Below are 22,663 nucleotides of genomic sequence, written 5' to 3' on the forward strand. Positions count from 1 at the left end.
CAAGGGCACGGCTGGTTAGCTACGTTCGGAAGGGATAACCGCTGAAAGCATCTAAGCGGGAAGCCTGCTTCAAGATGAGGTATCCCACCCACCTTTGGTGGGGTAAGGCCCCCAGCTAGACGACTGGGTTGATAGGCCGGAAATGTAAGCCCGGTAACGGGTTCAGTTGACCGGTACTAATAGGCCGAGGACTTGACTACTAAGCTGCTACGCGTCCACTGTGCAACTCTAGACAAACGAACAACAAACCCCTGTGTGTGGTGTTGTTTGATATGTCTATAGAGTTACGGCGGTCATGGCGGAGGGGAAACGCCCGGTTACATTCCGAACCCGGAAGCTAAGCCCTCCAGCGCCGATGGTACTGCACTCGTGAGGGTGTGGGAGAGTAGGACACCGCCGGACAATCTTTCCAGAATGGGTCACCCTCACGGGTGACCCATTCTGCGTTTCTGTATGTGCCGACGCAGTAAAGAGTCACCTGCATGGGTGACCCCTTATTGCGTACCCCTGCTTGGTCAGTCGCGGGTCTGCATGTCGGCGCGGAGGTCGCGCAGCAGGGCGCCGGCGTCGGCGACCGACCGCCCGGGGAACATGGCCATCACGACGCTGCCGTGGTCGGCCCAGCCGCACACCGCGAAGTCGCCCCCCTCGCCTGTGGTGCTGCCGCACTTCATCACACCGCCGAGGTCGCCCGCGGGCACCTCGCGCAGGCCCGTCACCGCGCCGGTCTCGTCGGACATCAGGCCGAAGAGGCTGTCCAGGTCGCGCTCCGGCTGCCACAGCAGGGTGGTGCCGCCGAAAATCAGCACCGAACGCTTGTCGTCTGCCGGATCGCGGTAGACAGTGCCGAAGCTGCGGTCCAGCTCGATGTCGGCGGCCAGGCCGCTGCGCAGGTAGTCAGCTGTGCTCTTCGCCCGCTCGCTGTCGTCCCGCGTCAGCCCCGCCACCTGGTCGGGTGAGGTCAACCGGGTGTCCTTCTGCTGTGCCACACGCCACCCACCGACGGCAAGCGTGCCCGCACCCGCGAGGCCGACGGCAAGGGCGATCGCCCAGCCGATCCGGCGACGCCGGGACCAGCCGCCGGAACGCTCGTCGGGCCCGCCCCCGGTGTCCCGGGTGCTCAGCTGGATCGGCTCCTCGGTCAGCTCGACCGGCTCGCGACCGTCGTCGAGCGGGCGCTCAGTGAGATGTGCGTCGGACATAGCCGACACCGTACGCGAATGGCAGGTGGCGCACGCCAGGTCCGCGGAAGCCCTCCGTAGACTTGTCAGGTGACCGAGAGACTGGATGCCCGACGCCCCGACGCCCCGACCCTTGCCAGCCAGTACCTGCCGGGCGAGGTAGAGCAGCGACGGTACGAGCAGTGGGTAGCCGCCGGACACTTCCGGGCCTCCGCGACCAGCGACAAGCCGCCCTTCACGATCGTGATCCCGCCGCCGAACGTCACAGGCTCGCTGCACATGGGTCACGCGTTCGAGCACACGCTTATGGACTCGCTGACCCGGCGCAAGCGGATGCAGGGCTTCGAGGCGCTCTGGCTGCCCGGCATGGACCACGCCGGCATCGCCACCCAGAACCTGGTGGAGCGTCAGCTCGCCGCCGAGGGCCTGTCCCGGCACGACCTCGGCCGGGAAAAGTTCGTCGAGCGGGTCTGGCAGTGGAAGGCCGAGTCCGGTGGGGCGATCCTCGGGCAGATGCGGCGCCTCGGTGACTCTGTCGACTGGGACCGCGAGCGCTTCACCATGGATGAGGGCCTGACCAAGGCCGTTCAGACGATCTTCAAGAAGCTCTTCGACGAGGGCCTGATCTACCGGGCCAACCGGATCATCAACTGGTGTCCGCGCTGCCTGACCGCGCTCTCGGACATCGAGGTGGAGCACACCGACGACGACGGTGAGCTGATCTCCATCCGATACAGCGACGAGGTCGTGGTGGCCACCACCCGCGCCGAGACGATGCTCGGCGACACCGCAGTGGCCGTGCACCCGGACGACGAGCGCTACAAGCACCTGATCGGCACCGAGGTCGAGCTGCCGCTTACCGGTCGCCGCATCCCGATCGTCGCGGACGCGCACGTCGACCCGGCCTTCGGCACCGGCATGGTCAAGGTGACCCCGGCACACGACCCGAACGACTTCGAGATCGGCCAACGCCACGATCTCCCCGCCCTGACCGTGATGGACGAGCGCGGCGTGATCACCGTGCCCGGCCCGTTCGAAGGGCTGGACCGGTTCGAGGCGCGGCCCGCGATCGTTGCGGCGCTGCGCGAGCAGGGCCGGATCGTGACCGAGAAGCGGCCGTACGTCCACGCTGTCGGGCACTGCTCCCGCTGCAAGACGACTGTCGAGCCGCGGCTGTCGTTGCAGTGGTTCGTCAACACGGCCCCGCTGGCCCAGGCCGCCGGTGACGCGGTCCGCGACGGCCGGGTGCGCATCGAGCCCGCCGAGTTGTCCAAGCGCTACTTCGCCTGGGTCGACAACATGCACGACTGGTGCATCTCCCGCCAGCTGTGGTGGGGGCACCGGATCCCGGTCTGGTACGGCCCGCAGGGCGAGATCGTCTGCGTCGGCCCGGACGACCAGCCGCCCACCGGTGACGGCTGGCACCAGGACGAGGACGTGCTGGACACCTGGTTCTCCAGCGCGCTCTGGCCGTTCTCCACCCTCGGCTGGCCGGAGCAGACCCCGGACCTGGCCAAGTTCTATCCGACAAGCGTCCTGGTCACCGGCTACGACATCCTCTTCTTCTGGGTCGCCCGGATGATGATGTTCGGCCTGTACGCGATGGACGGCAAGCAGCCGTTCGACGTGGTGGCCCTGCACGGCATGGTCCGCGACGAGCACGGCAAGAAGATGTCCAAGTCGTTCGGCAACGTGGTCGACCCGCTGGACTGGATCGACAGGTTCGGCGCCGACGCCACCAGGTTCACCCTGGCCCGTGGCGCGAACCCCGGCCAGGACGTCCCGGTCAGCGAGGACTGGTGCCAGGGCTCGCGCAACTTCTGCAACAAGCTGTGGAACGCCACCCGGTTCGCGCTGATGAACGGCGCGCACACCTCGGGTGACCTGCCCGCCGCCGAGCAGTTGTCCACCGTCGACAGGTGGATCCTGTCCCGGCTGGCGCACGTGACCGCAGAGGTCGACGAGCAGTTCGAGGCGTACGAGTTCGCGAAGGTGTGCGACCTGCTCTACCACTTCGCCTGGGACGACGTCTGCGACTGGTACGTCGAGCTGAGCAAGCCGGTGCTCGCCGAGGGTGGCGAGCGGGCCGAGGCCAGCCGCCGCGTGCTCGGGCACGTGCTGGACCAGCTGCTCCGGCTGCTGCACCCGATCATCCCGTTCGTCACCGAGGAGCTGTGGCTCGCGCTGACCGGCGGCGAGACGGTGCAGACCGCCGCGTGGCCGGTGGCCGACCGGGCGCTCATCGACGACGCCGCCGAGGCCGAGCTGGTGAGTGTGCAGCGGGTGGTAACCGAGATCCGCCGGTTCCGTTCCGACCAGGGGTTGCGTCCGACGCAGCGGGTGGCCGCCCGCCTCGACGGGCTCACCGGCGCTGGCATCGCGGCCCACGAGCCGCTGATCCGGTCGCTGGTCCGGCTCGACCCGGCCGGCGACGACTTCCAGGCCAGCGCCACGCTGGCCATGCCCGGCGCGGTAGGTGTCGCGTTGGACACCCGGGGGTCGATCGACGTGGCCGCCGAGCGGGCCCGGCTGACCAAGGACCGCGCCGCCGCCCAGAAGGAGGTCGCGCAGGCGCGGGCGAAGCTCGACAACCCCGCGTTCATCGGCAAGGCCCCCGAGCCGGTGGTCGCGAAGATCCGCGACCGGCTCGCCACCGCCGAGGCCGACCTGGTCCGGATCGACGCTGCTCTGGAGGCGCTTTCCTCGTGACCGACCGTACCGAATTCGCCGCCGTCGAGGCCGAGCTGAACGCCCGCGGTTTCACCCGCATGGCCTTCGAGCTGGACCGCATCGAGTCGCTGCTCGACCTGCTCGGCAGCCCGCAGCGGGCGTACCCGTCGATCCACCTGACCGGCACCAACGGCAAGACCTCCACGGCGCGCATGATCGACTCGCTGCTCCGGGCGTTCGGGCTGCACACCGGCAGGTACACCAGCCCGCACCTGGAGACCGTTCGGGAGCGGATCAGCCTGGACGGCGAACCGGTGAGTGAGGAGCGGTTCGCCTCGGTGTACCGGGAGGTGAAACCGCTGGCCGAGCTGGTCGACGCGCGCTCGGACGAACCACTTACCTACTTCGACATGACCACAGCGCTGGCGTTCGCGACGTTCGCCGACGCGCCTGTCGACATCGCGGTGGTTGAGGTGGGGCTCGGCGGCGCCGAGGACGCCACAAACGTCATCCAGGCCGGGGTCTGCGTGATCACCCCGATCGGTCTGGACCACACCGAGTGGCTTGGCGACACCCTCCAGGACATCGCGCTCGCCAAGGCCGGCATCATCCACTCCGGCGCCACCGTGATCGCGGCGGCGCAGGAGGAGGAGGCCGCGCAACCGCTGCTCGAACGCTGCTCCGAGGTGGGCGCCACCATCGCCCGGGAGGGCGCCGAGTTCGGCGTGCTGGGCCGGGCCGTGGCGGTCGGCGGGCAGGTGCTCACCCTCCAGGGCCTCGGTGGTGTCTACGAGGACGTGTTCATCCCGTTGCACGGCGCGCACCAGGCGCAGAACGCCGCAGTGGCGCTCGCCGCGGTGGAGGCGTTCCTGGGTGCCGGGGCTCGACGGCAGCTCGACGTCGAGGCGGTCCGGGAGGGCTTCGCGTCGACCAGCTCACCGGGCCGGCTGGAGCGGGTGCGCAACGCCCCGACCATTCTGTTGGACGGCGCGCACAACCCGCACGGCATGAAGGCCACGGTCACCGCGCTTCAGGAGGAGTTCGCGTTCAGCAAGCTCGTGGCAGTCGTCGGCGTACTCGCCGACAAGGACGCCGAAGGTCTGCTGGAGCTGCTGGAGCCGGTGGCCGACCAGGTGGTGGTCACCCGGAACAGCTCGCCACGGGCGATGCCGACGGCGGAACTCGCCGCGCTGGCCGCGGAGATCTTCGGTGAGGAGCGGGTCGCGGTGGCCGAGGAGATGCCGGACGCCATCGAGTTGGCGGTCGCGTTGGCCGAGGAGGACGTCCCCGGCGAGCTGAGCGGCGTCGGGGTGCTGGTCACGGGTTCGGTGGCCACGGTGGCGGACGCCCGCCGGCTGCTGAAGCGATGAGCGGCCCGGAGCGGGACCCCCGGACCGCAGAACACCCACCAACTGAGCAGCCGACCGCCGCGCAGCTCGCGGCCGACCCGTCGGCGGAGCAGCCCGCCGCCGGGCAGCCGCGCCGTTCCGGGTTGCGCAACCCGGAAGGGGCGGTCCGTGGCCTGGGCGCCGGGACACTCAGCCTGGAAGCGCTCGTGCTGCTGCTGGCCATCCAGCCGATCCGGGTGGTCGGTGGTGACTTCGGCGGCGCCGCGATCGGCGCGGTGGTGGCCCTCGCGGTGGCCGCCGCGCTGCTCGCCGGCATGATGCGCCGCCCCTGGGCCTGGCACGCCGGCACCGTGCTCCAGGGCCTGCTGATGCTTGCCGGTCTGCTGCACTGGTCGCTGCTCGCGCTGGGCATTATCTTCGCCCTGGTCTGGGCGTACGCGTTGCACGTTCGCCGGACCATCCTCGGCTGACGCCGCACTCCACCCCGCTCACTCCACCCCGCTGCGGGGGAGTGGGCCGGGTCAGGCGTCGGCGCGTTCCCGCCACTGGGTGAGGGCGATGCCGTGGCCGTCCGGGTCCCGGAAGGCCGCCGCCCACACCTCCAGCTTGCTGCCCCGGCTGATCACCCGGGGTGCGTACGTGAAGCGGACACCGGAGTCGCGCATCCGCTCGTACGCCCCCTCGATGTCGTCCACCTCGAGGTTGACGTGCACGAGCCGGCGGCTGATCGGCGCCGCTTCGGTCAGCTCGCGCAGCACCAGCCGGGTCGTGCCGGAGGCGAGCACGGCGTTGCCGGTGCCCTGGTCGACCTCTGTGAAGCCGAGCCGGTCGCGGTAGAAGGTGAGCGACCGGGCCAGGTCGGTGACCAGCAGGGTGAGGCCGACCCCGCTGATCGGGCCGGCCCGGTCCGCGACGGCCGCGCCGTCGTACCCGAAGATCGCCTCATCCAACTCCTCGGCGGTGACGGTCTCGCGGGCCGTTGCGCCCACGGCCGGGTCGTCCAGCGGCAGGTCCAGTGGGTCCAGTGGGTCCGCGGCGACCGGGCTGGTCCGCTGCGTCGGCGGCGGGTCGAAGCGCTGTGCTGTGGGCCTGTCGACGTGTTCCTCCGCAGGTGCGGGCCTGTCGTCCTCCGGTGGGCGCTGCGTGGGGGTGGTGGCCCGTCGGGGCAGCCCGCCCCCGGCCTGCTGCTCGACCACGACGCCCTCCAGCACCACCCGGCCGCTCGGGCTGTGGCTCATCACCACCGGCTCGTGCTCCTCCGGCGCGACGATGGCGTCGTCACGCAGCGGGTCGGAGCTGTGCGGGTCCCGGAACGGATCGCCGTGCGGGTCGCGGAACGGGTCGCCAGCGCGGGGGTCCCGAAACGGGTCGCCACCGTGCGGGTCGCGGAACGGGTCGCCACCGCGCGGGTCGCGGTAGTCGTCGTCCGCGGGGTGGTCGGCCCACGGCGGGGCGTCCTGCTGGATCAGCACCTCGTCCACGGCGTCGATGTCGGCGAACTCCGGTGGGAGGTCGGCGACCGCCGCCGCCGTCTCGGCGTGGGTCGGCACCTCGTCCCACAGGACCTTGACGTGCCGCTGGTCGTCCAGCGCGACCCGGATCGGCAGGGCCTGGCCCAACGACGGCCACTTGGAAACCGGCACGCGTGGCTCGATGATCTTCTTGGAACGGGGCGGCAGGCCCGGCGCGTCCAGCACCAGTTGCAGCTCGCAGCGGCCGAACGCGTACTGGGTGGGTGGTTCGGAGGCGCTGTGCACGTGGCCGACGCCCACCACCCAGGTGCGCCCACCGCCGCGTACGGTGGCCAGCGCGATCGCCAGCACCAGCAGGGCGACCCCGAGGGCCACGATGGCCCAACTGGTCATGCCCAGCCCGAAGAGGACGACGAACGTGGCCACGGTGCCGAGCACCATGCCGATCAACTTGCGTACCGGCGCGATGGGCCGGTTCCCGCCATTCGCCACAGTGGACCTCCCGGGGTCAGGGCCAGGCTAGGCCGGATCGGCAGCCGGGGGAAAGACCGACCGCCGCGCCGGCGCCGGGACCGGGTCGCTAGGCTGACCGTACCGAAGCCCGAGCGTTCTGCGCGTACAGGAGGAACTCAGCGTGTCCAGCAACAGCCCGGATGAGCGCAGCCTCGTTCTGATCAAACCGGACGCGGTTCGCCGTGGTCTGGTCGGCGAGGTCCTCTCCCGCTTCGAGCGCAAGGGGCTGCGGATCGACGCGATGACGCACCGGACGATGGACGCGGCGCTCGCCGACGAGCACTACGCCGAGCACGTCGACAAGCCGTTCTACCCGCCGCTGAAGGACTTCATGACCAGCGGCCCGCTCGTCGCGCTCGTGCTCTCCGGCGACCAGGTCATCGACGTGGTCCGTGGGCTGGTCGGCGCGACCGACGGCCGGAAGGCCGCCGCCGGCACCATCCGGGGCGACCTGTCGCTGTCCAACCGGGAGAACCTGGTGCACGCCTCCGACTCACCGGACAGCGCCAAGCGCGAGATCGCGCTCTGGTTCCCCGAGCTGGGCTGACCCGAGCCCGTCGACCGCGAGCCCGTCGACTGCGAGCCCATCGACCGCGAGCCCGTCGACCGCGAGCCCTCGACGCGGGCTCGCGGCGGCGGGTTCAGTCGACAGGCGGCAGCTTCGCCGGGTTGCCCACCACGTAGATCCCGGTGATCCGGCCGTCTGCCGCGGCGACGGTAAGCGTGTAGCGGTCGCCGTTCGCGCGGGTGAGCAGGGCGGCGGGTTCGCCGTTCAACTCCAGCCGCCGCACCGCCCATTCGCGGTCCGGGCCGTAGATCCCGGCGAAGAACCGGGCGACCCGGTCGGCGCCGGTGACCGGATTGCGGGCGGCCTGCACCCGACCGCCGCCGTCGTTCCACGCCGTGGCGTCCGCGGCGACCAGGCCGGTAAGCGCCGCCAGGTCCCCGTCCCGGGCGGCGGCCAGGAACGCCTCCAACAGCCGCTCCCGCTCCGACCGGCTGGCGGTGAACCGACGCCGCTCCTGGTGTACGCGGGTGACCGCCCGGTGGTGCAACTGCCGACAGTCCTCCGGGGTCCGGTCCAGGATCTCGGCGATCTCCGCGTATGGCAGTTCGAACGCGGTGTGCAGGACGTACACCGCGCGTTCCGGCGGGGTGAGCCGCTCCAACACGTGCAGCAGTGCGGTGGACAGCGAGTCGCGCAGCTCCGCGCTGTCGAGCGGCCCGAACGGAGAGGGCTCGGTCGGCACCGGCTCGGGCAGCCACGGCCCGACGTACGTCTCGCGGCTCGCCTGCCGCGCGCGCAGCCGGTCGAGGGCCAGCCGGGTCACGACGCGGGACAGGTAGCGGCGTGGCTCGGCCACCGTCGAGCGGTCCACGCCCAGCCAACGCAGGTACGCCTCCTGGAGCACGTCCTCGGCGTCGTACCGGCTGCCGAGCAGGCGGTACGCCAGCCCGAGCAGCATCGGCCGGTGCGCCTGAAGCGCACCGGCCGCCTGCGTCGCCTCGGTCGTCACACTTGCGCCGGGAGCTCCGTGCGCGTGGTGATCGCCACTCGGTTCCATACGTTGATTGTGGCAATCGCGAGGACCAGGTCCGCCAGCTCCTTCTCCGACCACACCTTCGCCGCAGCGTCCCAGACGTCGTCCGGTACACCGTGGTCGCCGAGGCGGGTCACCGCGTCGGTGAGCGCCAGCGCGGCCCGCTCCCGCTCGTCGAAGAAGGGCGCCTCGCGCCAGGCGGCAACCGCGAACAGCCGCCGGCTCGACTCGCCGGCAGCGAGCGCGTCCCGGCTGTGCATGTCCACGCAGAAGGCGCAGCCGTTCACGATCGACGCCCGCATCTTCACCAGTTCGAGGACTGTGTGGTCGACATTCGTCTGGACGTACTTCTCCAGGCCCAGCACGGCCCGGTATCCCTGCGGCGCTACCTCGGCCGCGTTCATCCGCTGCATGACTACCTCCTGGTCGGTTCTGACACCCACACGACGAACCAGCCGGGGTACGCCGTGACAGCTCCGGCTGTGATCCCGGTCATGTGGGGTCAGCGGTGTACGGCCAGGGCGCCTCCTTCGGGTGGCGCTGCAGCACGAACAGGCTTGTCAGAACCTCCCAGAGCGGGCTGGTGGCGATCCGCGTACGGGCCAGCGTCGATTCGTCCAACTCGATCCGGATCACGCGGCCAGCCTGGGGGCCCGGCACGCGGGTTTACTCGGCGGCGGGGCGGCGGGTGGGTCGAGTATCGTTGACCGTCGTAAGGCGATGACCCGGCTATCACCGGTGAGCCTCCGGAAGAACAGCCGGGTGACCGGCCCAGTAGAACCGGACGGGTGCGGCCCGTCACAGCCGGCAATGAGCGGGCGGTCGATCCTGACCGCCAAGCGGGGTGGTACCGCGGACCACCCGGGAGCGCCGTTTCAGGCGTACCCCGGAAGGTTCGTCCTCGCAGACCCACGTTGAGTGAGCTGCGCGAGGAGAGCGACAGGCGATGGCCTATCCGTTGCACGACCCGACCGCCGCCGGTGTCCCGGCGAGCCCGGACCTGCCCACGGTCGAGCGCCGGGTGCTGGAGCACTGGACGGCCGACAAGACCTTCGAGGCGTCCGTCGAGGCCCGTCCGGCCGGCGACGACGGCAAGAACGAGTACGTCTTCTACGACGGCCCGCCGTTCGCCAACGGCCTGCCGCACTACGGCCACCTCTTCACCGGGTACGTCAAGGACGTGGTGCCGCGCTACCAGACCATGCGCGGGCGGCACGTCGAGCGGCGCTTCGGCTGGGACTGTCACGGCCTGCCCGCCGAGGTGGTGGCCGAAAAGCAGCTCGGCATCACAAGCAAGGCGGAGATCATCGATCTGGGCGTGGCCCGGTTCAACGAGGCCTGCCGCACATCGGTGCTGGAGTTCACCCAGGACTGGGAGCGGTACATCAACCGGCAGGCCCGCTGGGTCGACTTCGCCAACGACTACAAGACCCTCGACCTGGACTACATGGAAAGCGTCATGTGGGCCTTCAAGACCCTGCACGACAAGGGTCTGATCTACGAGGGTTTCCGGGTGCTCGCGTACTGCTGGCGCTGCGAGACGCCGCTGTCGAACACCGAGACGCGGATGGACGACGTCTACCGCGACAGGCACGACCCGACGCTTACTGTGTGGTTCGAGCTGACCCCGGACGAGTCCGCGCCGGAACTGGTGCGCGGGCCGGTCAAGCTGGGCGTCTGGACGACCACGCCGTGGACGCTGCCGTCGAACCTCGCGCTCGCCGTCGGCCCGGACATCCGGTACGCGGTGCTGGAGCGCGACGGCCAGCGGTACGTGGTCGGGGAGTCCCGGCTCGGGGCGTACGCCAAGGAGCTGGAGGGCTACGAGCAGGTCGGCTGGGTGACCGGCAAGGCCCTGGTCGGACGCCGCTACACGCCGCTCTTCGACTTCCTCGTCGAGCACGCGGGCGAGAACGCCTACCAGGTGCTCGGCGCGGACTTCGTCACCACCGAGGACGGCACCGGGATCGTGCACCTCGCCCCGGCGTTCGGCGAGGACGACCAGAACGTCTGCAACGCCGCCGGCATCCCCACCATCGTCACCGTCGACGACCACACGCGTTTCACCGCGCTCGTCCCGCCCTACCAGGGTGAGCAGGTCTTCGACGTCAACAAGCCGGTGATCCGGGAGCTGAAGGACCGGGGGGTGGTGCTCAAGCAGGACACCTACACCCACTCGTACCCGCACTGCTGGCGCTGCGACACCCCGCTCGTCTACAAGGCGGTGTCGTCGTGGTTCGTCGCCGTGACGCAGTTCCGGGACCGGATGGTCGAGCTGAACCAGGAGATCAACTGGACGCCCGGCCACATCAAGGACGGCTCGTTCGGCAAGTGGCTCGCCAACGCCCGGGACTGGTCGATCAGCCGGAACCGGTTCTGGGGATCGCCGATCCCGGCGTGGAAGTCCGACGACCCGAACTACCCGCGCCTGGACGTCTACGGCTCGCTCGCCGACATCGAACGGGACTTCGGCGTACGCCTCACCGACCTGCACCGGCCCGCGGTGGACGACCTGGTCCGCCCCAACCCGGACGACCCGACAGGCAAGTCGATGATGCGCCGGGTGCCGGAGGTGCTGGACTGCTGGTTCGAGTCCGGGTCGATGCCGTTCGCGCAGGTGCACTACCCGTTCGAGAACGCGGACTGGTTCGAGCACCACTACCCGGGTGACTTCATCGTCGAGTACATCGGGCAGACCCGCGGCTGGTTCTACACCATGCACGTGCTTGCCACCGCGCTGTTCGACAGGCCGGCGTTCCGCAACTGCCTCAGCCACGGCATCCTGCTCGGCTCGGACGGGCGCAAGATGTCCAAGAGCCTGCGCAACTACCCGGACGTCTACCACGTCTTCGACGCGTACGGCTCGGACGCGATGCGCTGGATGCTCATGTCGTCGCCGGTGCTGCGCGGCGGGGACATGGCGGTCACCGAGGCGGGCATCCGCGACGCCGTCCGGCAGGTGCTGCTGCCGCTGTGGAACGTCTGGTACTTCTTCTCGCTCTACGCCAACGCCGACGGCCACACCGCCCGTCGTCGGACGGACTCGACGCACCTGCTCGACAGGTACGTGCTGGCGAAGACGAACGAGCTGGTGTCGACTGTCGGCGCGCAGATGGACGCGTACGACATCTCCGGCGCGTGCGCCACCGTCCGGTCCTACCTGGACGCGTTGACCAACTGGTACGTGCGCCGGTCCCGGGACCGCTTCTGGGCCGGCGACGCCGACGCGTTCGACACGCTCTGGACCGTGTTGGAGACGCTCTGTCGGGTGGTGGCGCCGCTGGCGCCGCTGACGGCCGAGGAGATCTGGCGGGGGTTGACCGGGGAACGCTCGGTGCACCTGACCGACTGGCCCTCTGCGGAGGAGTTCCCCGCCGACCACGACCTGGTCGCCGCGATGGACGCCACCCGGGCGGTCGCCTCGGCGGCGCTGTCGCTGCGCAAGGCCAAGGGGCTGCGGGTGCGGCTGCCGCTGTCCAGGCTGGTCGTGGCCTCGCCTGCGGCGGAGCAGTTGCGCCCGTTCGCCGACCTGGTCACCGACGAGGTGAATGTGAAGGCCGTCGAGTTCAGCACGGACCTGGCCGAGTACTGCCAGCAGGTGCTGACAGTGGTGCCTCGGGCGCTCGGCCCGCGCGTCGGCAAGCAGGTCCAGCAGGTGATCAAGGCGGTCAAGGCGGGCGACTGGGAGCTGGTCGACGGGGCCCCGGTGGCCGCCGGCATCACCCTTGCCGAGGGCGAGTACGAGCTGCGCCTCGTCGCCGCCGACGCCGAGCACTCGTCGCCGCTGCCCGGCGGTGAGGGCGTGGTGGTGCTGGACACCGAGGTCACACCGGAGTTGGCCGCCGAGGGGCTGGCCCGCGACGTGGTGCGGGTGGTGCAGCAGGCCCGCCGCGACGCCGACCTGAACGTCTCGGACCGGATCGTGGTGTCGGTGTCGGCATCGGAGGAGGTGCGCGCGGCGGTGGCCGCGTACGGCGACTTCGTGGCCGGTGAGGTGCTTGCCGACTCGGTCGACTTCGCCGAGGGCCTCGACGGCTTCGCCGGTGAGGTAGGCGACGGCGAGCGGGTGACGGTAGTGGTTCGACGGGTGTAAGGAAAGGCCCCTTTCTGACGCCTGATGTATCGAAAAGACCCTTCCTAACGGAACATCGTCAGGGTGCGGACGCCTCACCACCTCCGTCCGGGAGGTGTGGAGGCGTCCGCTACCGTGACACCGCCCATTCGTCTACCTGATCGCGCCGGAGGACCAGTGCCCCTGCTCTACACCATCGGCAAGCTCACCGTGGCGCCCACGCTGCGGTTGGCGTTCCGCCCGACCGTGGAGGGGCTGGAACACCTGCCGGCGACGGGCGGCGCGATCTTCGCCGGCAACCACCTCTCGGTGGCCGACGAGCTGTTCCTCGGCACTGTGGTGCCCCGCCACCTGGCGTTCTGGGCGAAGTCGGAGTATTTCAAGGGCACCGGCGTGAAGGGCGCGATCTCCAAGTTCGTCCTCACGGGCCTGGGTGCCATCCCGGTCGAGCGGGCCGGCGGGCGGGCGGCACTGTCCGCGTTCGACGCCGCCATCCCGGCGCTCAAGGGCGGTGACCTGGTGGCGGTCTACCCGGAGGGCACCCGTTCACCAGACGGCAAGCTCTACCGCGGGCGGACCGGCGCGGCCCGCCTGGCGATCTCCGCCGGTGTGCCGATCATCCCGGTCGGCATGATCGGTACGGACAAGGCCCAGCCGATCGGTGCCCGGCTGCCCCATCCCGGCACCGCCAAGATCATTATTCGGTTCGGCAAGCCGCTGGACTTCACCGGCCGCCCGGACGACCGCGCCTCGCTGCGGCAGATGACCGACGAGCTGATGAGCGAGATCCAGAAGCTCACCGGCCAGGAGTACGTGCCGCGCTACGCCCCGCCGCGCGCCCACCCCGACCCGACCCGCGACGCCTGACGCTCGCGGTTCCGGGCTCACGCCTTGGGTTGGACGATCTCGTTGCGCAGAGTGGACAGCAGGGCGGCACTGTCGGCGACGGAGAGCCGGGTGAACACGCCTGTCGCGATGCTGCCGTGGTCGACCGAGGTGCAGACCACCACGTCGGCACCGGCGGAGCGGCCGACCGCGCAGCGCTCGTGCCGGCCCCGTACGCCGGTCTTCACCGTCTCGGGTGCGCCAAGCGTGTAGCGCTCAGTGAGCCGGGTGATCTCCGCGTCCGCGTCCGCCTCCGGGGTCAACCGGAAGCCGGTGCCGCCGAACACCGTCACCCGCTTGCCGTCCTTCGTGCCGTAGACGCCGGCGAACGTGTCCTCGGCCAGCAAGTACTCCTGGCGTACCTCCTTCTCCAGCTCGCGGGCGGTCTTGGCGCTGCCGTCGTCCTGACGGAGGCTCAGGTCGGCCACCTGCTCGGGTAGCGCCGCGCCGGCCGGGTACTGGGCCGAGATCGGGAACCCGTAGTAGGCGGGGCAGCCGCAGCAGCAGGCCAGGGTGAGCAGCAGCAGCCACGGCCAGCGGCGACGTCGCCGCACCGGCACCGGCACGTACCCCTTCGGCGCCTGCCAGCCCGGCGGCGGCGGTGGCGGCGCGGCGGATCGCCGACCCCGGCGCTGCTTGGGTGGCCTGGGCGGTGCCGGCGGTGGTGCGGGCGGCGACATGGGCCGGCTCGGCATCGCGGGCCCCACGGCCTGCGGCGGCCTGGGCGCGGCCTGCGGTGGCCTGGGTCCGACGGCCTGCGGCGGCCGGGGTGCGGCCTGCGGGGGCATCGGGGGAGCCTGCGGCGACACCGGGTGCGCCCCGACCGAGGGAACGGGCGGGCCGGACCACTGCCGGGTCGCCGGCGGCACCGGGTAGCCCAGCGTCGGAGGCAGCGGGGGCAGTTCGGCGGACGGCAGGTCCCAGCCGCCGGTGTCCACGCCGGCCCACGGGTCGACAGGCGTCTGGTGCTCCGGCGATGCGACGGGCACGGGCGGTGGCGGGGTCGGCTCGGCCGACTCGCCCCAGGCGCGTCGACGCGGCAGCGGGGGAGGCACCGGAGCGGACCCGCTCCACCGGGGCGCGGGAACATCCTCGGTCGCGGCGACGGGCTCCGGCGTCGTCGGCTGCTCCGGGGCTTGCGGCTGGCCCGTGGGCCGCGGCTCGTCCGTCGGTTCGGGCTGCTCCCGGGTCTGGGGCTCGTCCGTCGGTTCGGGCTGCGCCGAGGGGTCCGGCTGCTGCGGCGGTACGGGTGGGGAGGTCGGCTCGTCGGCGACCGCCGGACCCTTGTCCGGCCCCGCGCCCGGGGTGTTCCCGTCGGCCGGCCGTGCTCCCGGCTGGGGCTCCGGCATCGCGGCAATCTCCTCTCGCGCCGGTCCGAGGTTAGTACCGCGTCGCCACCGCCGCTCAGCGGGCGTTGAGGCGGGGGCGACGGCGCGGGGTCGGTACGGCAGGAGAAGGTGAAGGCGCGTCGTGGCGGCGTGCGCGCGGCCGCCGGCGGGTGGGCGCGTACCCTTGGCCATCATGAGTGCCCCGTCCACGACGCCGCGTGCGGCCGCGACCAATTCCGTCTGGCCCCGGCTCGAGCCGCTGCTCCCTCAGGTCTCCAAGCCCATCCAGTACGTCGGCGGTGAGCTGGGCGCTGTGGTCAAGGACTGGGACACGGCGACAGTGCGCTGGGCGCTTATGTATCCCGACGCGTACGAGGTGGGCCTGCCCAACCAGGGCGTGCAGATCCTCTACGAGGTGCTCAACGAGCTGCCCGACACCCTCGCCGAGCGGACGTACGCGGTCTGGCCGGACCTGGAGAACCTGATGCGCACGCACGGCGTGCCGCAGTTCACTGTCGACGCGCACCGGCCGGTGCGTGAGTTCGACGTGTTCGGCATCTCGTTCTCCACCGAGCTGGGTTATACGAACCTGCTCACCGCGATCGACCTGGCCGGCATGCCGATGCTTGCCGCCGACCGCACCGACGCCGACCCGGTGATCGTGGCCGGTGGGCACGCGGCGTTCAACCCGGAGCCGATCGCCGACTTCATCGACGCCGCCGTGCTCGGTGACGGCGAGGAGGCCGTCCTGGAGATCACCGCGATCGTCCGGGAGTGGAAGGCCGAGGGCTCCCCGGGTGGCCGCGACGAGCTGCTGCTGCGGCTGGCCCGCACCGAGAGCGTGTACGTGCCGCGCTTCTACGACGTGGACTACCTCCCCGACGGGCGCATCCAGCGGGTCGTGCCGAACCGGGCGGACGTGCCGTTCCGTGTGCACAAGCGCACGACGATGGACCTGGACGCCTGGCCGTACCCGAAGAAGCCCCTCGTGCCGCTCGCCGAGACGGTGCACGAGCGGTACGCGGTGGAGATCTTCCGGGGATGCACCCGTGGTTGCCGGTTCTGCCAGGCCGGCATGATCACCCGCCCGGTGCGGGAACGCTCGATCACCACCGTGGGGCAGATGGTCCAGCAGGGGCTGGAGTTCTCCGGCTTCTCCGAGGTGGGCCTGCTGTCGCTGTCGTCGGCCGACCACTCCGAGATCGGCGACATGTGCTCCGGCCTGGCCGAGCAGTACGCGGGCACCAACGTCTCGCTGTCGCTGCCGTCGACGCGGGTGGACGCCTTCAACATCGACCTCGCCCAGGAGCTGTCCCGCAACGGGCGGCGCACGGGTCTGACCTTCGCTCCGGAGGGCGGGTCGGAGCGGATCCGCAAGGTCATCAACAAGATGGTGACGAAGGAAGACCTGATCCGCACCGTCGTCACCGCGTACAGCAACGGCTGGCGGCAGGTGAAGCTCTACTTCATGTGCGGCCTGCCCACCGAGACCGACGAGGACGTCCTCGAGATCGCCGAGATGGCCCACGAGGTCATCAAGGCGGGTCGGGCCGCCACCGGCTCCAAGGACATCCGCTGCACGGTCTCCATCGGCGGTTTCGTGCCGAAGCCGCACACCCCGTTCCAGTGGGCGTCGATGGTGCGTCCGGAGGTCATCGACCACCGGCTCAAGATCCTCAAGCAGGCGATCAACTCGGACCGTTCGCTGGGCCGGGCCATCGGCTACCGCTACCACGACGGCGAGCCGTCGCTGATCGAGGGCCTGCTCTCCCGGGGTGACCGCCGGGTCGGTTCGGTGATCCGCAAGGTGTGGGAGAACGGCGGCCGGTTCGACGGTTGGAGCGAGCACTTCTCCTACCAGCGCTGGGTGGACGCGGCGGCCGAGACGCTTCCCGCGTTCGGGGTGGACCTCGACTGGTACACCACGCGTCAGCGTGAGGAGTTGGAGGTCCTGCCCTGGGACCACCTGGACTCGGGCCTCGACAAGGACTGGCTCTGGCAGGACTGGCAGGACTCGGTGAGCGGTTTCGAGCAGGACGACTGCCGCTGGACTCCGTGCTTCGACTGCGGGGTCTGCCCGTCGATGGACACCGAGATCCAGATCGGCCCGACAGGCAAGAAGCTCCTGCCGCTAACCCCCCTGAAATCCCTCAAAGCCCCCACCGCCTAATCGGCCGGCCCGCCCCAGACCGCGTTGATCATGAAGTTGTTGCCTGCGGCACTGCGTGTCGCGGACAATAACTTCATGATCAACGGTTACTGAGTTCCGAGGAGCGAGACGATCAGTAAGAAACCACAGCCGGAGGGCGGGCAGGCGCCGATCGTTCAGCGCGTCCGCATCCGGTACGCCAAGCGCGGGCCGCTGCGGTTCACCTCACACCGGGACTTCGCCCGCGCCTTCGAACGCGCCCTGCGTCGGGCCGCCGTGCCGATCGCCTTCTCCCAGGGCTTCACCCCGCACCCGAAGATCTCCTACGCCAGCGCGGCGCCCACAGGCGTTGCCAGCGAGGCGGAATACCTGGAGATCGGCCTCCAGGCCCCGGTCGACCCGGAGGCGTTGCGCGCCGCACTGGACGCCGCGCTCTCGCCCGGGCTGGACGTGCTGGAGGCGGTGATCGCCGACGGTGGCAACCTGCCGGACCGGATCGAGGCGTCGCACTGGCACATCGTGCTGCCCGAGGTCGACCCCGAGGTGCTGCGCGCCGCCGTGGACGCCTTCAGCGCCGCCGACGAGGTGCTCGTCGAGCGGATGACCAAGCAGGGACGACGGACCTTCGACGCTCGCGCGGCCGTTATATCAATCAATGTCATGGCGTCGACAGAGACGCCTTCCGGGGCGCCGGCCGTACCGTGTGCGATACTCGAACTGGTCGTGCGGCAGGTCACCCCGTCCGTACGGCCCGATGACGTCCTTTCCGGCCTCCGCGTGGTGGCCGACCTGGAGCCGCCGGTCTCGCCGAGGGTGACCCGGCTGGCTCAGGGCACGTTGACCGCGCAGGGTGCGATCGTGGATCCGTTGGATGCGGACCGCGGCGGGGCAGCCATCGTTGGGCGCTGACCGACGGTCAGTGCTCTGGCAGGCAGACTTCGGCGGTCGCGCACCACGCGCGCCCGGCGGAAACACTTTTGCGGCAACCCTGCGTGGCAGCGCTCACCCGCGCCCGGGGCAGCCAGAACTGGAGAACGTCCATGCTCGAGAACGAGCCCGAGGGCGGCGAACGGACCGGCTCACAGCCGGCCGGTGACACCGCTGACCAGAGCACCACCGACGGCGCTTCCGCCACGGCCGCCGGCTCGGCTCCGCTGGAGCCGACGGATGCGCCGAGCGCGGAGCCCGCAGCTCCGGTGCGGCGTGCCCGGACGACCCGTCGTCGGGCCGCACCGCTCAGCCAACCGGAGCAGACCGACGCGCCGGTCGAGGCGTCCACCGGTGGAACGGGCAGCGCCGAGTCGCCGCAGGCGGAGGTCCTCGCCCCGATCTCCGGCGACCAGGATGTCGCCCCGAAGACCCCCCGGCGCCGCCGCAAGGCCACCGCTGTCGAGACGACAGCCGCGGAGCCGCTTGTCGCGGCCGCCGCCGAGGAGGCGTCCGCCGAGGTGGTGCCCCCGGTCAAGGTGACGCGTACGCGGCGGAAGAAGGCCACGCCGGCAGCAGTCGAGGAACCCGCAGCAGTCCAGGAGCCGCCTGCCGTCGAGGAGCCCTCCGTCGAGGAGCCCTCCGTCGAGGCGGAGGCCGTCGAGACGCCGGCGGAGTCGGACCTGCGCGAGGCGGAAGCCGAACTGAACGAGGTGGAGATCGACGCCACCGCCGCGCCGACACGCACCAGTGGCGCCCAGGCGAGTTCCGGCGACGTACCGCCAGGGGTTTCGGTGGCCAACGTGGCGAACGAGCCGATCGAGCCGGCCGAGGTCATCGAGCCGGAGCAGCCGCGGACCCGGCGTCGGCGGGCGGCGCTCTCCGCGCCCACAGTGCTGTTCATGGCGCCGCAGCCGGACGCCGTGCCGGTGACCCGACCGGCCGAGCCCACCCCGGTCGCCGACGAGTTCGCCGTCGAGGCCGAGCCGTCCCGTCGGCGGCGGCGCGGTCGCCGCGACGTCGAGCCGGTGGAGCCGGTCGAGGCCATCGAGGCCGAGGAGGAGCCCGTCGACGAGGTCGACGAGGCTGCCGAGGCGGATGAGGACGACGAGGACAGCGCCGCCGCGCGTCGGCGCCGCCGGCGTGGTCGCCGTGGCCGTGGCCGGGGCAAGGGCGGGGCCGACGACGCCGAGGACGAGGACTCCGAGGAAGCCGCGCAGGCCGACGAGGAAGAGACCGCCGAGGCCGAGGGCGACGAGGACGAGGAGTCCGAGGGTGGGGACGGGCTGACCCGTCGCCGCCGGCGTCGCCGTCGCCGTGGCGCCGGTGACACCGAGGGGGCCGCCGACGACGGCGTACCCACCGTTGTCAAGATCCGTGAGCCACGCCGTACCGTCGACGAGGTCCAGGGTGTGTCCGGCTCGACCCGGCTGGAGGCCAAGCGCCAGCGCCGCCGGGACGGCCGGGAGCAGCGGCGTACCCGACCGCCGATCCTCAGCGAGTCGGAGTTCCTGGCCCGCCGCGAGGCGGTCGACCGGGTGATGGCGGTCCGGCAGCGCGGTGACCGCACCCAGATCGCCGTCCTGGAGGACGGGGTGCTTGTCGAGCACTACGTCACCCGCAACTCCTCCGGCACGATGGCCGGCAACGTCTACCTGGGCAAGGTGCAGAACGTGCTGCCCAGCATGGAGGCGGCGTTCGTCGACGTCGGTCGGGGCCGCAACGCGGTGCTGTACGCCGGCGAGGTCAACTGGGACACCTCCGGTCTGGAGGGCCGCGCCCGCTCGATCGAACAGGCGCTGCGCTCCGGTGACTCGGTGCTGGTGCAGGTCACCAAGGACCCGATCGGGCACAAGGGCGCCCGGCTGACGAGCCACATCGCGCTCTCCGGCCGGCACCTGGTCTACGTGCCCAACGGCAACGCCTCCGGCATCAGCCGGAAGCTGCCGGACAACGAGCGCAAGCGGCTGCGCGACGTACTCAAGAAGTTGGTCCCGGACGGCGCCGGCGTGATCGTCCGCACGGCAGCCGAGGGCGCCAGCGAGGACGAGCTGGCGCGCGACGTCAAGCGGCTCCAGGCGCAGTGGGAGGACATCCAGGCCAAGGCCGCCGAGGGTGGCGCCCCGGTGCTGCTCTACGAGGAGCCCGACCTGGTCATCCGGGTGGTCCGAGACCTGTTCAACGAAGACTTCCGCGAGCTGGTGATCGAGGGCGAGCAGTCGTACGGCATGGTCGAGTCGTACCTGTCGCACGTCTCTCCGGACCTGGTCGACCGGGTGCGCAGGCACGTCGGCACGAGCGACATCTTCGCCGAGTACCGGATCGACGAGCAGATCATCAAGGGTCTGGACCGCAAGGTGTTCCTGCCGTCGGGCGGCTCGCTGGTGATCGACAAGACCGAGGCGATGACTGTCGTCGACGTCAACACCGGCAAGTACACCGGCTCCGGGGGCAACCTGGAGGAGACGGTCACCCGCAACAACCTGGAGGCGGCCGAGGAGATCGTCCGTCAGCTCCGGCTGCGGGACATCGGCGGCATCGTGGTGATCGACTTCATCGACATGGTGTTGGAGTCGAACCGTGAGCTGGTGCTGCGGCGGCTCACCGAGTGCCTGGGCCGGGACCGCACCAAGCACCAGGTCACCGAGATCACCTCGCTCGGCCTGGTGCAGATGACCCGTAAGCGGATCGGCGCGGGCTTGCTGGAGGCGTTCAGCGAGACCTGCGAGTGCTGCAAGGGTCGGGGCGTCATCATCCACACCGAGCCGGTGCCGGAGAAGCCCCGCACCGGTGGGGCGGGGGAGAAGGTCAAGGCGGTCGCCTCGTCGGCCCCGGTGGCCGCCCCCGCCGCCGAGCAGGCCACCGCGTCCTCCCGCCGCCGGGCGCGCAAGAACGCCCCGGCCGAGCGGGCGGTTGTCGAGGTCGTCGACACCGACACCGACATCGACACCAGCGCTGAGCCGGACGCCGACTACCAGGACACCATGGGCTACGACCTGTCCCGCTACGAGTCGGAGGCTGCCGCCGGGCCGGCGGTCACCGACAGCCAGCAGGGCGAGTCGGCCCGGCTGGCCGCGGCGGACGACCCGGACGCGCTCGCCGACGGCGACGCGGACGAGGAGAGCAGCGAGGGTGGCTCAGGGCGTCGCCGTTCCCGGCGGGGTGGCACCCGCCGGCGGACCCGCCCCTGACGCCTGACCCGCGGCATGTTTGACGAGGTCCCTTCTCCGGCAATCTGACGGGGGAGGGACCTCGCCGTTTCGGGCCCACCGTGCCGCTCCCGGTCAGCGTGCCGCTCCCGGTCAGGAGGAGAGGATGAGTCGCCTGCTCGCCGCGATCGTGCTTGTCGGCGCGCTCACCGCCGGGGCGGGTTGCGCCGCCGACCGGCCGGCCGGTGAGGGCACGGCCAGTGCGACCACAGCGGGGTCCGGCCCGACGGCGGCCGGGTCCGAGGGAGCTTCCGCCGGGTCGAGCGGTACGCCCCCGGCGGGGGACGCGCAGGTGTGCTCCGAGGCACGGCAGGCCGGCACGACCGCCCTACGGGTGTACGTGGAGGAGTTGGGCCGGATGGTGGCGGCGATGGGTGCCGGCGACAGTGCCGCTGCCCAGGCGGCCCGCACAAGGGCCGAGGCGGCGCTGGCACGGTGGCGTGCCGCCCTGCGGGAGCAGTCGGCCCGAGCCGTCGATCCGCAGCTCAAGGCACTGCTCACCGACATCGGCACCGAGGCCGCCGCGCTCGGCGCCGACGTCGAGTCGATCGACGAAACCGAACTCGACAGGCTCCAGCAGCGCCTCGACCAGCTCTGCGCACGCTGAGCAGGGCGGGCCGGTTTGGGGTCCGGGCCAGGCATGGCGTACTCTTGCCTGCGGCGCACCTTTGGTGTGCTGAGTTCCCGTGTGCCCGCGCCGCCGTGCACTGCTACCCGGCGAGCCGCCACGGGGACGACCGTCAGCAGCCTAACGACAGGGAGTCCGCCTCCGATGTACGCGATCGTCAAGACCGGCGGCAAGCAGTACAAGGTCGCCGAGGGCGACGTGATCGAGGTCGAGAAGCTCACCGGTGCCCCCGGTGACGCGGTGAAGCTCACCGCGGTGCTCCTCGTCGACGGTGACGACCTGGTGACCGACGCGGCAAAGCTTGCCGAGGTCGCGGTGTCCGGCGAGATCGCCGCGCACACCAAGGGCCCGAAGATCCGGATCCACAAGTTCAAGAACAAGACCGGCTACCACAAGCGCCAGGGTCACCGCCAGCCGTTGACCCAGGTCAAGGTGACCGGCATCTCCAGCGGGAAGTAGGTCGTCCTCCAATGGCTCACAAAAAGGGTGCGTCCAGCTCGCGTAACGGTCGTGACTCCGCGGCCCAGCGACTCGGCGTGAAGCGCTTCGGTGGTCAGGTCGTCAGCGCCGGTGAGATCCTCATCCGGCAGCGTGGCACCAAGTTCCACCCCGGTGACCTGGTCGGCCGTGGCGGCGACGACACGCTGTTCGCGCTGTCCGCCGGTGCGGTCCTGTTCGGCACCAAGCGCGGTCGTAAGACCGTCAGCATCGTTCCTCAGCAGTAGCTTTCAGGCTTTGC

Annotated in this window: 18 protein-coding genes and 2 rRNA genes; 14 read left to right on the plus strand and 6 right to left on the minus strand. The window is 70.9% G+C overall.

What is annotated here, in order from left to right:
• Both ACFY2Q_RS08190 and rrf read left to right on the plus strand, forming a co-directional pair.
• Positions 1-200: ribosomal RNA gene (locus ACFY2Q_RS08190) — 23S ribosomal RNA — on the plus strand; the annotation flags it as partial.
• 85 nt (positions 201-285) lie between these two features.
• Positions 286-402: ribosomal RNA gene (gene rrf, locus ACFY2Q_RS08195) — 5S ribosomal RNA — on the plus strand.
• Positions 403-515: 113 nt separating this feature from the next.
• Here the strand turns inward: rrf and ACFY2Q_RS08200 are convergent.
• Positions 516-1,202 carry a hypothetical protein gene (locus tag ACFY2Q_RS08200; RefSeq protein WP_387128492.1) on the minus strand — a complete coding sequence of 229 codons (687 nt, stop codon included), beginning with the start codon at positions 1,200-1,202 and terminating at the stop codon, positions 516-518.
• Between the two features lie 69 nt (positions 1,203-1,271).
• Here ACFY2Q_RS08200 and ACFY2Q_RS08205 point away from each other — a divergent pair, with 69 nt between their 5' ends.
• Genes ACFY2Q_RS08205 through ACFY2Q_RS08215 form a run of 3 tightly spaced genes read left to right on the plus strand, consistent with a single transcriptional unit; the run spans position 1,272 to position 5,670 of the window.
• Positions 1,272-3,890 (plus strand): valine--tRNA ligase, encoded by a 2,619-nt coding sequence (locus ACFY2Q_RS08205; RefSeq protein WP_387128493.1) that lies wholly within the window; start codon positions 1,272-1,274, stop codon positions 3,888-3,890.
• Positions 3,887-5,221: a bifunctional folylpolyglutamate synthase/dihydrofolate synthase gene (locus ACFY2Q_RS08210; protein ID WP_387128494.1), complete on the plus strand. Its 1,335-nt coding sequence runs from the start codon at positions 3,887-3,889 to the stop codon at positions 5,219-5,221. The genes ACFY2Q_RS08205 and ACFY2Q_RS08210 overlap by 4 nt, the downstream gene beginning before the upstream one ends.
• Positions 5,218-5,670, plus strand: coding sequence for a DUF4233 domain-containing protein (locus ACFY2Q_RS08215; RefSeq protein ID WP_387128495.1), 453 nt, complete (start codon positions 5,218-5,220; stop codon positions 5,668-5,670). Before ACFY2Q_RS08210 ends, ACFY2Q_RS08215 begins: the two co-directional genes overlap by 4 nt.
• Positions 5,671-5,721: 51 nt before the next feature.
• On the opposite strand, the gene ACFY2Q_RS08220 is transcribed toward ACFY2Q_RS08215, so the two are convergent.
• Positions 5,722-7,164 (minus strand): VOC family protein, encoded by a 1,443-nt coding sequence (locus ACFY2Q_RS08220; protein ID WP_387128496.1) that lies wholly within the window; start codon positions 7,162-7,164, stop codon positions 5,722-5,724.
• Positions 7,165-7,306: 142 nt separating this feature from the next.
• Between ACFY2Q_RS08220 and ndk the strand changes: the two genes are divergently transcribed.
• Positions 7,307-7,732, plus strand: a complete 426-nt coding sequence (gene ndk, locus ACFY2Q_RS08225) for a nucleoside-diphosphate kinase (RefSeq protein WP_355598064.1) — start codon at positions 7,307-7,309, stop codon at positions 7,730-7,732.
• Positions 7,733-7,826: 94 nt separating this feature from the next.
• On the opposite strand, the gene sigJ is transcribed toward ndk, so the two are convergent.
• From sigJ to ACFY2Q_RS08240, 3 genes are all read right to left on the minus strand, one after another.
• Entirely contained in the window at positions 7,827-8,702 is an 876-nt protein-coding gene (gene sigJ / locus ACFY2Q_RS08230) for an RNA polymerase sigma factor SigJ (protein ID WP_387128497.1), read from the minus strand.
• Positions 8,699-9,139, minus strand: a complete 441-nt coding sequence (locus ACFY2Q_RS08235; RefSeq protein ID WP_387128498.1) for a carboxymuconolactone decarboxylase family protein — start codon at positions 9,137-9,139, stop codon at positions 8,699-8,701. Before ACFY2Q_RS08235 ends, sigJ begins: the two co-directional genes overlap by 4 nt.
• Positions 9,140-9,218: 79 nt before the next feature.
• Positions 9,219-9,362, minus strand: a complete 144-nt coding sequence (locus ACFY2Q_RS08240) for a hypothetical protein (protein ID WP_387128499.1) — start codon at positions 9,360-9,362, stop codon at positions 9,219-9,221.
• Positions 9,363-9,672: 310 nt separating this feature from the next.
• On the opposite strand from ACFY2Q_RS08240, the gene ileS reads away from it, so the two are divergent.
• Together ileS and ACFY2Q_RS08250 are read left to right on the plus strand one after the other, a co-directional pair.
• Positions 9,673-12,819, plus strand: a complete 3,147-nt coding sequence (ileS, locus tag ACFY2Q_RS08245) for an isoleucine--tRNA ligase (protein ID WP_387128500.1) — start codon at positions 9,673-9,675, stop codon at positions 12,817-12,819.
• 156 nt (positions 12,820-12,975) lie between these two features.
• Positions 12,976-13,665 (plus strand): lysophospholipid acyltransferase family protein, encoded by a 690-nt coding sequence (locus ACFY2Q_RS08250; protein ID WP_387128501.1) that lies wholly within the window; start codon positions 12,976-12,978, stop codon positions 13,663-13,665.
• 17 nt (positions 13,666-13,682) lie between these two features.
• Here ACFY2Q_RS08250 and ACFY2Q_RS08255 read toward each other — a convergent pair whose 3' ends face one another.
• Positions 13,683-15,032 carry a hypothetical protein gene (locus ACFY2Q_RS08255; RefSeq protein WP_387128502.1) on the minus strand — a complete coding sequence of 450 codons (1,350 nt, stop codon included), beginning with the start codon at positions 15,030-15,032 and terminating at the stop codon, positions 13,683-13,685.
• 172 nt (positions 15,033-15,204) lie between these two features.
• On the opposite strand from ACFY2Q_RS08255, the gene ACFY2Q_RS08260 reads away from it, so the two are divergent.
• The 6 genes from ACFY2Q_RS08260 to rpmA all read left to right on the plus strand — a co-directional run bounded on the left by ACFY2Q_RS08260 (position 15,205) and on the right by rpmA (position 22,649).
• Positions 15,205-17,181 (plus strand): TIGR03960 family B12-binding radical SAM protein, encoded by a 1,977-nt coding sequence (locus tag ACFY2Q_RS08260; protein ID WP_387128503.1) that lies wholly within the window; start codon positions 15,205-15,207, stop codon positions 17,179-17,181.
• A 168-nt stretch (positions 17,182-17,349) separates the two neighbouring features.
• Entirely contained in the window at positions 17,350-18,069 is a 720-nt protein-coding gene (locus ACFY2Q_RS08265; protein WP_387129102.1) for a TIGR03936 family radical SAM-associated protein, read from the plus strand.
• 131 nt (positions 18,070-18,200) lie between these two features.
• Complete coding sequence (locus ACFY2Q_RS08270; protein ID WP_387128504.1) at positions 18,201-21,278, plus strand: Rne/Rng family ribonuclease; 3,078 nt, start codon at positions 18,201-18,203, stop codon at positions 21,276-21,278.
• A 124-nt stretch (positions 21,279-21,402) separates the two neighbouring features.
• The gene (locus tag ACFY2Q_RS08275) at positions 21,403-21,903 is read left to right on the plus strand and encodes a hypothetical protein (RefSeq protein ID WP_387128505.1); all 501 of its coding nucleotides are present in this window, start codon (positions 21,403-21,405) and stop codon (positions 21,901-21,903) included.
• 165 nt (positions 21,904-22,068) lie between these two features.
• Complete coding sequence (gene rplU / locus ACFY2Q_RS08280) at positions 22,069-22,383, plus strand: 50S ribosomal protein L21 (protein ID WP_007464063.1); 315 nt, start codon at positions 22,069-22,071, stop codon at positions 22,381-22,383.
• A gap of 11 nt (positions 22,384-22,394) precedes the next feature.
• Positions 22,395-22,649, plus strand: coding sequence for a 50S ribosomal protein L27 (gene rpmA, locus ACFY2Q_RS08285; protein WP_074313740.1), 255 nt, complete (start codon positions 22,395-22,397; stop codon positions 22,647-22,649).
• Positions 22,650-22,663: the final 14 nt, after the last annotated feature.

The organism is Micromonospora sp. NPDC000316, from assembly GCF_042898885.1.
Classification (GTDB): Bacteria; Actinomycetota; Actinomycetes; order Mycobacteriales; family Micromonosporaceae; genus Micromonospora.

What these genes read in the sequence shown, in the direction of transcription:
- ACFY2Q_RS08215 (WP_387128495.1), top strand. Translation starts at nt 5,218, where the DNA reads ATGAGCGGCCCGGAGCGGGACCCCCGGACCGCAGAACACCCACCAACT.
- ACFY2Q_RS08200 (WP_387128492.1), bottom strand. Translation starts at nt 1,202, where the DNA reads ATGTCCGACGCACATCTCACTGAGCGCCCGCTCGACGACGGTCGCGAG.
- ACFY2Q_RS08260 (WP_387128503.1), top strand. Translation starts at nt 15,205, where the DNA reads ATGAGTGCCCCGTCCACGACGCCGCGTGCGGCCGCGACCAATTCCGTC.
- rpmA (WP_074313740.1), top strand. Translation starts at nt 22,395, where the DNA reads ATGGCTCACAAAAAGGGTGCGTCCAGCTCGCGTAACGGTCGTGACTCC.
- ACFY2Q_RS08255 (WP_387128502.1), bottom strand. Translation starts at nt 15,032, where the DNA reads ATGCCGGAGCCCCAGCCGGGAGCACGGCCGGCCGACGGGAACACCCCG.
- ACFY2Q_RS08275 (WP_387128505.1), top strand. Translation starts at nt 21,403, where the DNA reads ATGAGTCGCCTGCTCGCCGCGATCGTGCTTGTCGGCGCGCTCACCGCC.
- ACFY2Q_RS08235 (WP_387128498.1), bottom strand. Translation starts at nt 9,139, where the DNA reads ATGCAGCGGATGAACGCGGCCGAGGTAGCGCCGCAGGGATACCGGGCC.
- rplU (WP_007464063.1), top strand. Translation starts at nt 22,069, where the DNA reads ATGTACGCGATCGTCAAGACCGGCGGCAAGCAGTACAAGGTCGCCGAG.
- ileS (WP_387128500.1), top strand. Translation starts at nt 9,673, where the DNA reads ATGGCCTATCCGTTGCACGACCCGACCGCCGCCGGTGTCCCGGCGAGC.
- ACFY2Q_RS08270 (WP_387128504.1), top strand. Translation starts at nt 18,201, where the DNA reads ATGCTCGAGAACGAGCCCGAGGGCGGCGAACGGACCGGCTCACAGCCG.